Annotated in this window: 12 protein-coding genes; 6 read left to right on the top strand and 6 right to left on the bottom strand. The window is 69.8% G+C overall.

Annotated elements, in window-relative coordinates:
• The first annotated feature begins 174 nt into the window (after positions 1-174).
• The 3 genes from WMF45_RS04600 (at position 175) to WMF45_RS04590 (ending at position 3,314) form a co-directional block, all read left to right on the top strand.
• Positions 175-2,088, top strand: coding sequence for a glycosyl hydrolase (locus tag WMF45_RS04600; protein WP_437715749.1), 1,914 nt, complete (start codon positions 175-177; stop codon positions 2,086-2,088).
• A 243-nt stretch (positions 2,089-2,331) separates the two neighbouring features.
• Positions 2,332-3,060: a hypothetical protein gene (locus WMF45_RS04595; protein ID WP_437715748.1), complete on the top strand. Its 729-nt coding sequence runs from the start codon at positions 2,332-2,334 to the stop codon at positions 3,058-3,060.
• Between the two features lie 44 nt (positions 3,061-3,104).
• Positions 3,105-3,314 carry a carotenoid oxygenase family protein gene (locus tag WMF45_RS04590; protein ID WP_437715747.1) on the top strand — a complete coding sequence of 70 codons (210 nt, stop codon included), beginning with the start codon at positions 3,105-3,107 and terminating at the stop codon, positions 3,312-3,314.
• Positions 3,315-3,709: 395 nt separating this feature from the next.
• Here the strand turns inward: WMF45_RS04590 and WMF45_RS04585 are convergent, their stop codons facing one another.
• The 5 genes from WMF45_RS04585 to WMF45_RS04565 all read right to left on the bottom strand — a co-directional run bounded on the left by WMF45_RS04585 (position 3,710) and on the right by WMF45_RS04565 (position 9,340).
• Complete coding sequence (locus WMF45_RS04585; RefSeq protein WP_437715746.1) at positions 3,710-4,540, bottom strand: SDR family oxidoreductase; 831 nt, start codon at positions 4,538-4,540, stop codon at positions 3,710-3,712.
• Positions 4,541-4,823: 283 nt separating this feature from the next.
• Positions 4,824-5,264: a hypothetical protein gene (locus tag WMF45_RS04580; RefSeq protein ID WP_437715745.1), complete on the bottom strand. Its 441-nt coding sequence runs from the start codon at positions 5,262-5,264 to the stop codon at positions 4,824-4,826.
• Positions 5,265-5,552: 288 nt separating this feature from the next.
• The gene (locus WMF45_RS04575) at positions 5,553-5,930 is read right to left on the bottom strand and encodes a response regulator (RefSeq protein WP_272097907.1); all 378 of its coding nucleotides are present in this window, start codon (positions 5,928-5,930) and stop codon (positions 5,553-5,555) included.
• Between the two features lie 35 nt (positions 5,931-5,965).
• Entirely contained in the window at positions 5,966-6,502 is a 537-nt protein-coding gene (locus tag WMF45_RS04570; protein WP_437715744.1) for a chemotaxis protein CheX, read from the bottom strand.
• Positions 6,503-6,550: 48 nt separating this feature from the next.
• Positions 6,551-9,340, bottom strand: a complete 2,790-nt coding sequence (locus tag WMF45_RS04565; RefSeq protein WP_437715743.1) for a nitrate- and nitrite sensing domain-containing protein — start codon at positions 9,338-9,340, stop codon at positions 6,551-6,553.
• Positions 9,341-9,828: 488 nt separating this feature from the next.
• Here WMF45_RS04565 and WMF45_RS04560 point away from each other — a divergent pair, with 488 nt between their 5' ends.
• From WMF45_RS04560 to WMF45_RS04550, 3 genes are read left to right on the top strand one after another with little or no spacing between them, the layout of a single operon-like run.
• Positions 9,829-11,265 carry a hypothetical protein gene (locus WMF45_RS04560; protein ID WP_437715742.1) on the top strand — a complete coding sequence of 479 codons (1,437 nt, stop codon included), beginning with the start codon at positions 9,829-9,831 and terminating at the stop codon, positions 11,263-11,265.
• Between the two features lie 18 nt (positions 11,266-11,283).
• The gene (locus tag WMF45_RS04555) at positions 11,284-11,739 is read left to right on the top strand and encodes a hypothetical protein (RefSeq protein WP_437715741.1); all 456 of its coding nucleotides are present in this window, start codon (positions 11,284-11,286) and stop codon (positions 11,737-11,739) included.
• 23 nt (positions 11,740-11,762) lie between these two features.
• Positions 11,763-12,137: a hypothetical protein gene (locus WMF45_RS04550; protein ID WP_437715740.1), complete on the top strand. Its 375-nt coding sequence runs from the start codon at positions 11,763-11,765 to the stop codon at positions 12,135-12,137.
• 31 nt (positions 12,138-12,168) lie between these two features.
• Here WMF45_RS04550 and WMF45_RS04545 read toward each other — a convergent pair whose 3' ends face one another.
• Positions 12,169-12,678, bottom strand: coding sequence for a chemotaxis protein CheX (locus WMF45_RS04545; protein WP_437715739.1), 510 nt, complete (start codon positions 12,676-12,678; stop codon positions 12,169-12,171).
• Positions 12,679-12,915: the final 237 nt, after the last annotated feature.

Raw genomic sequence — 12,915 nt, 5'->3', positions numbered from 1 at the left:
TGAGGCAGCCGCACGGTGACGCACCGCGGCATCGCGCCGAGGGGCGCTCGGGGTGGAATCGGCGCGGTGCCCGGGGCGGCGCACCTCTCCGCTGGTGAGATGGCCGTTGACACTGAACCGATTAACACGCTTTATTGTCGCTTCGTCACTGGCGCCGTTCGCAGGGGAGAACCCATGAATCTTGTCCCGCTCAGTCCACGCGTTTATGCCGCATTCCTCCTGTGCTTGACGGCCGCCTGCGGGTCGTCGGACGAGGACACGCCGCCGGGAGGCACCTCGTCGGGCACCTCGGGAGGCGCGTCGTCAAGCACCTCGGCTGGCACCTCGGCTGGCACCTCGGGAGGCACGTCGTCGAGCACGTCGTCAGGCACGGGGGGCGCGCCGGGAGACACACCGGAGTTCCCGGACACGCCGAGGGGCGACCTCCTCGAGGACCTCTGGACGTCGTCTCGAGCCGGCAAGTTCCGGTTCGGTTACGAGAACGCCATCACGTGGGGGCTCTACGATCCGGGCACCAAGCAGCTCGTGTCGACCAACGACTGGTTCTCGACCATGGCGGGCGCCGCCAGCCGCGGCGAGCGGGGCTGGTCGTCGGACGCCGGCGCCACCGTGGGAGAGAACCCCGGGTTGCTCGGCATCTCCCTCGACGCGATGGTCTTCGATCCGGTCCCCTGGAATCGCCGCGACGTCACAGCGGACGCCGCGGCGTACATGCTGGAGCAGCCGGGCGGGATGGTGGCCTTCGACTGGCACACGCCCCCGTGCAACTACGACGTCAGCACCTCGGACTTCGCGGACGCCATCGCGACGCCGCTCGCCATCATCACGGTCGACGGACAGAGCGTCCCGATTCACGCCCAGGGCGGAGGCACCCCGTTCTACGCCGAGACGTACTATTCGCGCTCCCTCGGCTCCAGCGCGGACATCCCGGAGAACCTGAAGTGCATCTGCAAGATCGCCAACGACGTGCCGATCGAGCAGGGGACGCACGCCGGCATCTCGGCGCGCGACTGGCTCGTGGCCCACGCGAAGTACGTGGCCCAGTTCTTCCGCGAGCACGGGCTCGACGGCAAGCCGATCGTCCTCCGTCCGTTCCACGAGCACACCGGCGGATGGTTCTGGTGGGGTCAGCCCTACTGGAACTGCCAGGCCCTGCTGGACGACGATCAGGCCGTCACCGGCCCCGCCGCCTACAGCGCCGCGTACCGCACGTTCGCCGAGGCCGTCCGGAGCGAGCCGGGGATGGAGAACGTGATCTTCGCGTACTCGACGGACAAGGTGCGAAAGCTGAGCGACAGCTCGGTGACGCCCGCCGAGGCGAAGGTCAGGGATCCAGAGAGCCTCTCTCGCGACATGCTCCGGGTCCGCCTCGTCGAGGAGCTGACCGAGCTGGGCGCGGCGTACGAGAGCCCGCCCCAGGAGGCCATTGCGGCGCTCGAGACCGACGGCCAGCCGCCGTCCGCGCGGCTGGAGGAGTACTACCTCGAGGCGTACCCTGGCGACGACCTCATCGACATCCTCGGCATCGATCTCTATTACCCGTACGAGCGCGCGGCGTCCGCGGCAGATCTCGAGGACATGAAGGCGATGGCGAGCGCCGTCGCGGCGATCGGCGCGGCCAAGGGCAAGCCTCACGCGCTCACCGAGACGGGCACCTACCGGCTGCACCTCCTTCACCGGGTCAGCAAGCTCGCCGCGGGCGCCTCGCTCGCGCTCTACCCGGCAGACCACGTGAGCAAGTGGCACGACACCCTGTTCGATGAGAGCCTGCGGACGGACTTCCTTGCCAACTACGGCCTCAGCTCGGCGGGCGCCGTCACCCTCTCTTCCGCCGAGGTAGCGAGCCTGTTTCCGGACGCGGGGCAGGGCGCGCTCACCGAGGACTGGTACAACACCCACCTCCTCGATCTCGCCAAGAGCGCCGGCGTCGCTTACGCGCTGACGTGGCAGACCTACTACGACGGCAGCGACTTCGACAGCAAGGCCGTATACTACTATGTCCCCTTCCCGGGCCACCCGGAGGCAGACAACTTCCGTCGCTTCGCGGACGATCCGGCGGTCTGCTTCGGCGCGACAGCCTGCCAGTAGCCCGGCGAGGAGGCGAGGAGCGGAACGCGGACATCCGCTCCAGACGTGAAGGAACCGCCGAGCCCCGGGCCTCGCGGTCAGGTGTCGAGGTTCAGGCGGTCCCAGGCGGCCGAGAGCCGCCGGAGCGAGGGAGCTCCGGCGGCTCTTTCACTGTCCTTGTTGTCGCGGTCGAGGGCTCCCTCCCCGGCGCGCGCTGGCCTCGACGACGGCGCTGGAGTAAGGGGAGATCGTTCAGGAGGCACCATGGGCATCTCCATCGCGTACTCGGGCAAGCTCCGCGACCCGGCCGTCGTCCCCGAGCTCGTCGCGGATCTCGCCGCCAAGGCCTCGGCCGCCGGCTGGCCCAGCAAGACCATGAAGGAGCTCATCGCCGATCGGCGCGTGACCTGCTCGGGTCTCGAGGGCATCACGCTCTATCCCCACCGCGAATGCGAGCCTCTCCATTTTCACTTCGACGGTGAAGGCACCTTCATCAACCACACGTACCACGCGCTGCTCAGCGACTCGAAGATGGCGGACATGATGCGTCAGGCGCTGGCGGAGTCCGCGGCCATCACGCGCAACCTCACCCGCGCGGCGCAGGAGAAGGCGGAGCGCGGCGGAGGGCCGCGCGTCAGCGTCCCCAGCCTGCCCGAGGCGCCGGGCGTCGAGTTCTTCAAGGAGGGGAGCCGCTACAACTGGACGAAGACGCAGTTCGCCGGCCCCAAGGTCCACGTCGCCGTGTGCGCCATCCTGAGGTACGTGAAGCAGCGCTATGCGCCCGAGCTCGACGTCAAGGACGACAGCGGGTACTTCGTCGACGGGGACTACGAGAAGCTCGAGGGCCAGCTCGCCTACGTCGAGCGCCTCACGTCGCTCGCCTCGCAGGCCATCGAGGCCGCCGCCGCCGCGAGCAACGGCCCGATGACCCTCGACGCGTTCGTGGACCGGATCAACGAGGAGCTCGCCGAGGCGAAGGACAGGCTGCACTGACGAGCGCCCGCGCCGGTGCGCCGGCCGCTCCGACGCCCGCCAAGGTGATCGAGCCGGTCTTCGTGCCGCGCGCGCCCGGCGCTCCCGAGGGCGACGGCCACGTGCTCGCCCTGGTGACCGACGCGAAGGCCGGGAAGAGCGCCATCCACGTCTGGGACGCCGCGCACCTGGACGATGGGCCAGCGGCGCGGGTCCACCTGCTCCACGCCTCGCCCCAGACCTTCCATGGGGCGCTCCTGCCCCGCGCGCACTGAACGCCGCTGCTTCCGCCCCGGCTGGCGGAAACCACGAGAAAAAGCAGGAATTTCACAGGGAGGCGAGGAGGCGGGGAGCGAGAGACAGCAAGAGGGAGAAATTCATTTCTTCTTCCTCCCCGCCTCCTCGCCTCCCTGTGAAAATTCTCCGGGTTTCAACGTAATCGGTGTTCTAGAAGATCGGGAGCCCGCTCATGGTCGAGCTGGGCACCGAGCGCCGCGAGGTAGGGATCGGCCCAATAGCGATCGATCGCAGAGACGTCCTTCTGGACAAACAGCGCGTCGATGGCCTGCGCGACGAGGGCCTTGTTCGCGAAGTTCTGAAGGAGCCTTTTCGAACGGCGAGATCAGCGTCTGTGCTGAGGAGCGGAGCACCCCACCCCACGCTCGAACGCTCACCCGCGCGTCGCCCGCTCTTTGGCGATCTCGTCGCGGCCGCCCTTCTCGACGAGCGCCGGGAACATCCTGCCGAGGCGCCAGAGCAAGCGTGCACGCGAGGGGAGCACGATGACGGGCACGTCGGCGGCGGCCGCATCGAGCGCCTCGCGCGCGAGCGCGTCGGCCGGGTAAGGCCTGCCGGCCAATGCCTCGAGCAGGCGTCGCGCGTTCGGAACCCACGGGACCGCCGGCAGATCGGGGGGGTTCTCGGAGTCCAGGATCGGGGTCTCGACCGCGGCCGGGCAGAGCACGCTGACGTGGACGCCGTGGGCCGCCGCCTCGATTCGCAGGCTCGTGCTGAGGCCGACGACGGCGTGCTTGGTCATCGCGTACGGCGTGAAGAGCGGCGCTGGGCCCAGGCCGGCGAGCGATGCCACGTTGAGGATATGGCCGCTCTTCTGGCGCACCATGATCGGGTAGCCCGCCACGATGCCGTGCAGCACGCCGCGCACGTTGATGTCGAGGACGCGGTCCCAGTGCGCGAGCGGGATCTCGTGCGCCTCGCCGGCGACGCCGATCCCCGCATTGTTGATGAGCAAGTCGAGGCGCCCGCCGCGGGCTGCCGTGTCCTCGATGGCCTCGCGCATGCCCGCCTCGTCGCGCACGTCGAGCGCGCGCGACGAAGCACCGTTGCCGGCCTCGGCCGCCACCTTCGCGGCGGCGTCGCCGTTCACGTCCGTCACCGTCACGCGCGCGCCGCGCCGCGCGAGCTCCAGGCTGAGCGCTCGACCGATCCCCGAGCCGCCGCCCGTGATGAAGGCGACTGCATCTTTCCACGCTTTCTTCATGGGCTCTCCCAGCAGGATAGGCAATACGACAACCTCGCTCGTGTCAAGCCTGCGTTCGACGCGCCGGGCGCACGCGAACGCGCTCTTCGCGATTTCGTCGGTCGATGCGCGGACGCTCGGTCACGTGGCCTGTGACGACACGCCTGTACCAGCGTGCCGCCCTTCGTGGCGCCGCTCCCGCCTGACGCCCTGCGGAGGCTTCAGGGCGCTGCGCCCAGCGGAGCGAGGCTCGGTGCACCGTCGGCACCAGCGGCCGTCAGCCGGGCTCGGCTCTCGCCGGTTGCTATCGCCTACATAGAGCTGCGTTCAACCTATCGAAGAGTTCGTCGGGGGCGATCTCGGCAGCCAACAAGATGACGAGCGCCTGATGCCACGGGCGCTCTGCATTGCCGCGTGCGACGAACAGCGTTTCTCTGATGGCATCACCGAGCAGGCCCATTTCCCGGTATGCGGTCGCAAGGTCGGCATGCGTCGCCTCGTCTGCAATGTCAACGAGGTCTGCGACCGCGTTGGCAGCCAGGTTCAGCTGAGCGGCTTCTAGTCCCCAGATCCCCGCAATTCGCTCGGGAGGCCCCGCCCGAAGAAGGTCGCGCAGCGCGCCGCAGCAGGACGGGCACAGCCGTCCAAGGTCGTTTCGCCAGTGCGCCGGCTCCTCCGACAGCGTGCCACAGATCGAGCAGGTCGGCGCTGGCCACCGTGGGTCGAGAGCAAGGCGCGTACTCATCGGGTCATCCTGGCGGGCGCCTCAGCGAATCCATTTTCAAGGGTGAGTAGTCGACTGCCCAACCGACGCCGGTGGACCTGGTCTGTCTATTCGGGGGCCTTCGGTGACCTCTCGCATATAGGATCACACGGATTGGCGCTGCCCCGCAACCACCGAGCGCTGTCCAGCGCCGCAGGGCAGATCCGTCGAGTACCGGCGGCAGCCGCCGATTTTCCGTAGTGCCGGAGAGCGACGATCCTCGATCGGACCGAGGTCGCAGGAATGGCCGCCGCTCGCGCGGCCGCAGCTTCAGGGCTCGCCGGCGAGCTTCTTCACCGCCGCGAGCAACAGATCCGGCTTGAACGGCTTGATGATCCAGCCCTTCGCGCCGGCCTTCCGGGCCTTCTCGATGAGCTCCGGCTGCCCCTCGGTGGTGAGCATCAGGATCGGAACGCCCGACGCGAGCCCCTTGTCCCGCAGGCTCTGGATCATCTCGATCCCGTTCATCACGGGCATGTTCACGTCCGCGATGATCATCGCCAGATCATCCTTGTGGGCGGCGACCGCGGCGACCGCATCTCGGCCGTTGTCTGCTTCCAGCGTGCCATAGCCCGCCCCCGACAGGAGAATGCCGACCTGCTGGCGGACCGTACTCGAATCCTCGACGAGAAGAATTTTCTTGGCCATGTGACGTGTCTCCTCTTGCGTGTACGGCCATCCGCTCAGAACAGCAGCACTTCTCCCTCGGGCTGCGGATCGGGCATGTTCACTTCCTCGAGCTCCAGCGCGTCGTCGGGGGCCAGCGCGTCGAAGAGCACGACGAGCCGGTCGGGCCCCGCGGCGAACAGGAGCCGCCGGAAGCCCTCGCTCTGCTCCTCCCTCGCGCGCAGGTGCTCGCCGATCGCGGCGCTCGGCGTCGAGAGCACGATGACCAGCCCGAGGTGGCGCAGGCGGTTCTTCACCCGCCCGAGCAGCTGGTTGGCGAGCTCGCTCGCCCAGTCGCACACCATGTCTTCGTCGATCTCGCGCCGCTCTCGCAGCGGGTGGCTGCGCGTGATGAGCGCCGCGGGGGCGACGATGGTCAGGCTCCCGCGAAGGTGGTCGCCCGTGAAGCCGATGAAGGAGACCACCGCGTTGCCCGGCGTGGCCTCCGACGCCGCGTCGTCCAGCCGCCCGAGCTCGACGCCGTTGTCACGAAACAGATGGACGCACGACGAAGCGAGCTCCTCGTGGATGCGGTCCCAGCTCTCCGAGTTCATTCCCTTCTCCTCGATATCTCGCTCTGCATTGTCGATGTGCTCACCGTGTCACGCGCTCCCCGACGCCATGCCCGGGCTCGATCCGCCCCGCGAAGGGGGCGGTACCAGAGAGCCCCGCCCGCTCGGAGGCGGCAGCGAGGCAGTCGTGAGCGACACCCCCGTGGCGTCGCTCGGATCCCGGGGGAACCGGAAGCGGAAGGTCGTGCCCTGGCCGCGCTCGGTGTCGAGCTCTATCCGGCCCGCGAGCCGCCGGCACTCGTGGAGCGCCACGCCGAGACCGACGCCGCGGCCGGAGACGTCCGTGACCTGCTCGGCCGTGCTGAAGCCCGGCGCGAACAGCGCGGCCTCGAGATCGCGCCGCGTCGAGCCCGGCAATCCGACGGCCGCGGCCTTCTCGCGCACGCGCTCCCAGTCGATGCCCGCGCCGTCGTCGCCGATCTCGATGACGATCTCGTCCGCCGTGATCCGCGAGCGGAGCGTGAGCGTGCCGTTCGACGGCTTGCCCGCCGCCTCGCGCGCCTCCGGCCGCTCGATCCCGTGGTCCATCACGTTGCGCACGACGTGGCCCAGCGCCTGCCACATCCCGGCGAACCGCGACGCGGGCAGCCGGACGCCCCCGGCGTCGATGCGCACCTCAGGCTTCGGCTTGCCGAGCTTCCGGGCCAGCGTCTCGGCCTGGTCCTTCATCCGGCTGAACCGCACCTCGATCCGCTCGTCGCGGAGCGCCGCGATGGCCCGCTCGATCTCGGCGGGATCGCGGCGCTGGCGCACCATGGCGAGCAAGGCATCGACCTCTTCATGGCCGACGTCCGCGCGGGAAGACTGCGCCGTCGACGCGAGCAGGACGCTCACGCGCCCCACGAACGCGAGCCACACGTCCCTCAGCGCGTCGATCTGCTCGTCGGACGGCAGCGCGCGCTCCTCGACGACGAAGCTCTCGATCTCGTGCGCCACCCTCGCCACGCTCGTCACGTCCCAGAGCCCGGCGTTCCCCTTGATCGTGTGCACGAGGCGCATCACCTCGTCCACCTCGCCGCTGGACCGCGCGCTCACCGCGTCGACGAGCTTGGTCGTGTCGTTGACGAAGCCGACGAGGCCGAGCCGATCCTTCACGGCCCGCTCGAACACCTGGATGTACTCGTGCTGCTGCTCGGCCTCGCGCACGGAGGCGATGGTGGACGTGACGTCCGTGATCACCATCAGCGCCCCGTTGAACTGGCCCTCTCCCGACAGGATCGGCTTGAAGCCGAGCGCGAGGTAGCGGCCCTCGCGGTGCAAGGTCTTCGGGAGCTGGTCGAGCACGACCTCGAGCGGGAGCAAATCGTCGCAGGCCGCCTCCCACCCCATCCTGAGGAACGCGCTGGCCCGCGGATCGTGGCCGGCGATGCGATCGGCGAAGTGCTCGTCGCGCGCCGGCACGCCGAAGAGGCGCTCGAAGGCGGCGGAGTGCACGGGCTCCATCGTGCCGTCCCGGTGGATGGTCACGAGGGCCTGATCGACGTTGTCGAGGACGAGGCGCATCTCCCGGTTGCGCTTCTCGAGCTCCGAGGTCCGCTCGGCGACGGTGGCCTCGAGGTTCTGCCGGTGGCCCTCGAGGACCTCGTCGCGCGCCTGGATGCCCGCCAGCATCTCGTTGAAGGCGTCCGTGAGCGCCCCGAACTCGTCGTCGGCGGTCTTGCGGGCGCGCGTCGTGTAGTCGCGCGTCCGCCGGACGTGGGCCGCGGCCTCGCCGAGGACCTCGAGCGATCGGGAGATCCCCCGCACGAGGACCAGCGCCAGCGCGACCGACACGAGGAGCACGAACCCCGAGACCGCGACGCCGTCGCGCACCGTCCTCCGCGTGTCCGCGACCCTGACCGCCGCCGCGCGCCTCATCCCGGAGATCGCCTCCTCCTCGATCGCGGCGAGCCCGTCGACGCGCCCCTGCTGCGCCTCGAACCACGCGTCGTGATCGATCGCCAGCGCCTCGTCCGTCGACGTGATCGCGGCGGCGCGCAGCTCGTCGGCGCGCCGCACGCGCGGGTCGGAGCGGGCGGCGTCGTAGAGCGCCCGCGCCGGCTCCGACGCGTTGGCGATGAACTCCTCGTGATAGAGCTGCTCCTCCGTCATCAGCGTCACGAGCGTCTTGAAGGCCCCCGGCTCGAACTGCGTGGACGCGAAGGCGTGCGCGAGCAGCGCGTGCTGGCGGCTTGCGCGCTCGGCGAACTCGTGGACGGCGACGATCGACTGGATCCTGCGCAGGAGCTCGCCTTCGTCGCTCAGCTCGGAGAGGCCGGCGTTGGCCCGGATGAGGCTCACGTTGATGCCGCCGAAGACCCTCAGCACGCTGTCGAGCGACACCGTCCTCGCGTCGGCCTGGGCCCGGAACGCGCCGAGCTCTCCGACCTTGGCGCGCCCCTCGGCGAGATCGCGGGCGAGCCGGCGCGGCAGCCCGGAGAGGTCGCGCGCGGCCAGGAACGCGTCGAGCTGGGCGAGGCTCTCGTCGGTCGCCGTCCGCGCGTCCCGGAGCTGGCCGCCGGCGCGCAGGAGCTCCGCTGCGCGATTGAGCGGCGGCGTGGCGTGCCGCTCGCCCTCGACGTCGGTCGTCTCCGGAGGGCGGGCCTCCAGCCCCTCGACCAGCGCGGTCCACGCCCGCTCCTTCTGGAGGGCGTGCAGCGGCTGCGCCATGATCGAGGAGAGCTGCGCGAGGTCCTCGATCGAGCCTATCCCCGCCGCCCTCGCCGCCTGCTGTCGCGCGTCGCCGACGATCATCGCCGCCAGCAGCAGGGCCCCCGCGACGGGGACGCCGGCGAGCGACCACAGCTTCAGTCGAATCGAAGCGCTACGCAATGTCGGCATGCCCCCGTCCCCCCGGCGTGGCCCCCGCGGCGCGGCGCCCGCGCGCATCTCGTGTGCTTCGTGACGAGGGCTCTCGCGCGAACGCCTGTCCCCCCGCGCGGCGCACTCAGCACGAGCACCGGGCGAGCTGCCCCCCGCGCGCGGCGCGGCTGACGCAAATGACAATCAACACGTGCACCCGCGGAGTCATCATCAACGTTCGCCGGCGCACCATGTACGCTCCCCTGATTCACGTTCTTTCCTGTTGTGATGTCTCACCCAGCCGTGGTGCACCGGAGCGTCACGCAGCGCGTCGAGTTCACGCCCGTCCTCGTGGCCGTGTATGCTACGCGTGAAGTTCGCGAGTCCGCAAGAGCGCGTTCGACGTCGGCTGGAGCCGCGACGAAGGCTCTGCGAACGGGGAGAAATCAATGATGATGGGTCGGAGTTCACTGCGGCGAGCGCGAACAGGTCGCCTCGCGGGCGCTTCGGGCGCAGCCATCGGAGCAGTGCTCGTCACGGCATCCCTCGCGCACGCGCAGAGCCCTGGCGCCGGTGTCGCCCCGGTGCCCGCCGCGACCGGAGCGCCCGCCGCGCCGGTCGCCGCGGCCGCGGCGCCCGCCACGACCGGGGCGCCCGCCGCCGCGCCTGCCGCCGCCGGCGAAGATGCGATCGCCGCCCGGCTCACGGCTGCAGAGAAGCGATCGGCGGAGCTCGAGAAGCGCCTCGAGGCGCTCCAGGAGGCGCAGGCCGCGCCGGAGCAGGACGACCACAAGGACCTCTTCCGGATCTACGGGTTCGTCGACGTCGGCGTCCAGCGCACATGGGTCCCGGAGAACTCGATCCTCGCGGTCACCCTCCCGCAGGCGAACGCCCTGAACTTCGTCGTGGCGAACTTGAACCTCTACCTCGACGCGCAGCCGAGCGATCACTTTCGCTTTCTCGGGGAGCTGCGGTTCACGACCGCGCCCGGCGGGGCCCCGGTCCCGGCGACGACGCCGCTGCCGCCCGACGTGACGCGCCGGGTGACCACGGCGCCGTATGAAGCCTTCGACTCGACCGCGACCTCGCTCACCTCGCCGGTCACCTATGGAGGGTTCGTGTCGATCGAGCGCGCCCACATCGACTGGACGCGCTTCAACCTCTTCAAGGTGCGCGTCGGGCAGTTCTTCACCCCGATCGGCATCTACAACGTCGACCACGGGAGCCCGGTGCTCATCACCACCGTCATCCCCACGTTCATCACAGCGCGCCTGTTTCCCACGCGGCAGACCGGGGTCATGGTCTATGGCAGCATGTTCACGGGCCCGTGGGAGCTCGGGTACAACGCGTACGTGAGCAACGGGCGCAACGAGAACGCGCCGTTCGCCTTCGACGACAATCGCGGGTTCGGCGGCCGCCTGCACGCCAGCTACGAGGACCCCGGCAAGCTGACGTTGAAGCTCGGGACGTCGTTCATCACGGGCAGGGCCCGCGACTGGGTCGCCGACTACAAGATCGGACAGTCCGACCCCGACGTCCATTCGACGTGGTCGTTCCAGGAGTACACCGGAGCCGGCGACGTCTCGCTCGACATCGGGACGACCCGCCTGCGCGCGGAGGCGGCGGTCATCCGCGTGGTCTATGACGAAGGGAAGCGCCAGGCGGTATCCAAATTCTACACACCGGACGCCTGGAAGACCTCCACGTATGCCGTGGCGGCGCACCGGTTCGATTTCCTGAACATGGAGCCGTTCGTCATCGGCTCCGCCATCCACGTGCCGCTCTACGGCGGGCTAGATACCGTGCTCCAGTTCGGCGGCGGCCTGAACTTCTACATCACCCCCGACGTCACACTTCGGACCCAGGTGCTACGCACGATCGTGACCGCCCTGCGTGAGCAGAGCACGGTGGCGCCGGACCTCCGCACCACGAGCACGGTCGCTCGTCTGGTCATGGCCTTCTGAGAGAGGTTCAACGCAATCATGAAGCGTAGATTCCTTCTGCTCCTCCTGGCCCTTCTCGGAATGACCCCGTCGGCCTCATCTTTCGCGGAGGCCGACGAGATCGTCGTCGTCGTCAACCAGGCCAACCCCGTGCGGGCGGCGGGACGCGACACGCTCCGCCCGATCTTCCAGACGGCGCGCACGGAGTGGTACGGCCGGTCGGTGATGCCGGTGAACCTCCCCGAGGGCTCCCCGCTGCGACAGCGCTTCGACATGGCGGTGCTGGGCCTCGATCCCGAGAGCGTCGCCCGCTACTGGATCGACCGGAAGATCCGCGGCGGCGAGCGGCCGCCGCGCAGGGTGGCGAGTCCGAGCGCCGTGCTCCGCGCCGTGGGCGAGGAGGCGGGCGGTATCGGGTACATCGCCGCCAGCGACCTGAACCCCACCGTCAAGGTGATTGCGCGCATCCGCGACGGCCGGGTCTTGCCGCCGTGAGTCCGTGGAGAGAGGAACGAACGATGGTCATTCACCCGTCTCGCATCATGCCGCCTACCCATCGCGGCGCCCTGGTCGTCGCCCTCGGCGCGATCTCCGCGGCGATGCTCGTGGGATGCTGGGATTCCGACCCCTGCGACCCGGGCCAGCAGTTCATCGGAAACGCGTGCTTCGCACCGCTCCCGCCGCCCGGCGTCACGAGCAGCGGCAGCGCCGGCGCCGTGGGCAGTGGCGGTAGCGGCGGCAGCTCCACGGGCAGCGGCGGCGGCGCCGCAGGCAGCGGCGGTAGCGGCGGCGGCGCCGCAGGCAGCAGCGGTAGCGGCGGCGGCGCCGCAGGCAGCGGCGGTAGCGGCGGCGGCGCCGCAGGCAGCGGCGGTGCCGGCGGCGGCAGCCCCTAGACTGCGCGGCGCGGGTGCCGCGCAAGAGGGCTCAGAACAGGATCACCTTGCCATCGAGCGGAAGCGGGGACGAGTTCGAGAACACCAGCGAGCTCTCGTCGAAGTCGCCGCCCAGCGTGACGACGACCTCGCCCTTCAAGGTCCGGAAGGCATAGCAGAACTGCTGCTTGCTGCCCCGGTACCGCCGCGCCACGTCGCTCGCGCGGCGCAGCTGCGGCAGCTCGGCGTGAAGCGCTATCTGGAAGCGCGCGAGGCGGCTCTTCACCTTTCCCATGAGCTGGTTGACGACCTCGCGCATCCAGTCGTCGACGCTGTCGAGCCCGGACGGCAGCCCCGTCATCGCGCGAAACACGCCGGGGTGCGCCGACAAGGCCAGCAGGCCGGAGAAGCCGGGCGCGGAGAACTCGACCGTGCTCACGGGATCGCTGTGAACGAGCGCCTCGTCGCGGCTCTCCCCGATGTCCGCGGGCGCGATGGCGACGCCGTAAAAATGGAAGAGCTCCACGGTCGCGCCCTGAACGAGGACGTCGATGGTCCGCACCTTGCGCGACGAAGCAGACCTTGGAGCAGGCGACGGCTCGCTGGACGGGCCGGAGCGCCCGGGCCGGGAGGATGGCTGCCCGGATCGGGGCGGGGGGAGCGAGTCGCGACGCTCGGCGCCGGGGCGGTCAGAGATGCTGTCCCCCGACCTCATGTCGGACTCACCCTCCGGTCTCGTGCTCTGCCGCCGCATGATAAACGCTCAACTTAGCTCATCTATCCCTCGCGGACCAATGCG

The sequence above is a fragment of the Sorangium sp. So ce448 genome, assembly GCF_051520915.1.
Taxonomy (GTDB): domain Bacteria; phylum Myxococcota_A; class Polyangia; order Polyangiales; family Polyangiaceae; genus Sorangium; species Sorangium cellulosum_B.
Note: the sequence above shows the minus strand (reverse complement) of the source record. Positions and strands in the feature narration are given on the sequence as shown.

Bases quoted from the DNA above. Each gene is read 5' to 3' on its own strand.
- WMF45_RS04565 (WP_437715743.1), bottom strand. From the start codon at position 9,340: ATGCCGACATTGCGTAGCGCTTCGATTCGACTGAAGCTGTGGTCGCTC.
- WMF45_RS04575 (WP_272097907.1), bottom strand. From the start codon at position 5,930: ATGGCCAAGAAAATTCTTCTCGTCGAGGATTCGAGTACGGTCCGCCAG.
- WMF45_RS04585 (WP_437715746.1), bottom strand. From the start codon at position 4,540: ATGAAGAAAGCGTGGAAAGATGCAGTCGCCTTCATCACGGGCGGCGGC.
- WMF45_RS04600 (WP_437715749.1), top strand. From the start codon at position 175: ATGAATCTTGTCCCGCTCAGTCCACGCGTTTATGCCGCATTCCTCCTG.
- WMF45_RS04580 (WP_437715745.1), bottom strand. From the start codon at position 5,264: ATGAGTACGCGCCTTGCTCTCGACCCACGGTGGCCAGCGCCGACCTGC.
- WMF45_RS04570 (WP_437715744.1), bottom strand. From the start codon at position 6,502: ATGAACTCGGAGAGCTGGGACCGCATCCACGAGGAGCTCGCTTCGTCG.
- WMF45_RS04555 (WP_437715741.1), top strand. From the start codon at position 11,284: ATGAAGCGTAGATTCCTTCTGCTCCTCCTGGCCCTTCTCGGAATGACC.
- WMF45_RS04550 (WP_437715740.1), top strand. From the start codon at position 11,763: ATGGTCATTCACCCGTCTCGCATCATGCCGCCTACCCATCGCGGCGCC.
- WMF45_RS04595 (WP_437715748.1), top strand. From the start codon at position 2,332: ATGGGCATCTCCATCGCGTACTCGGGCAAGCTCCGCGACCCGGCCGTC.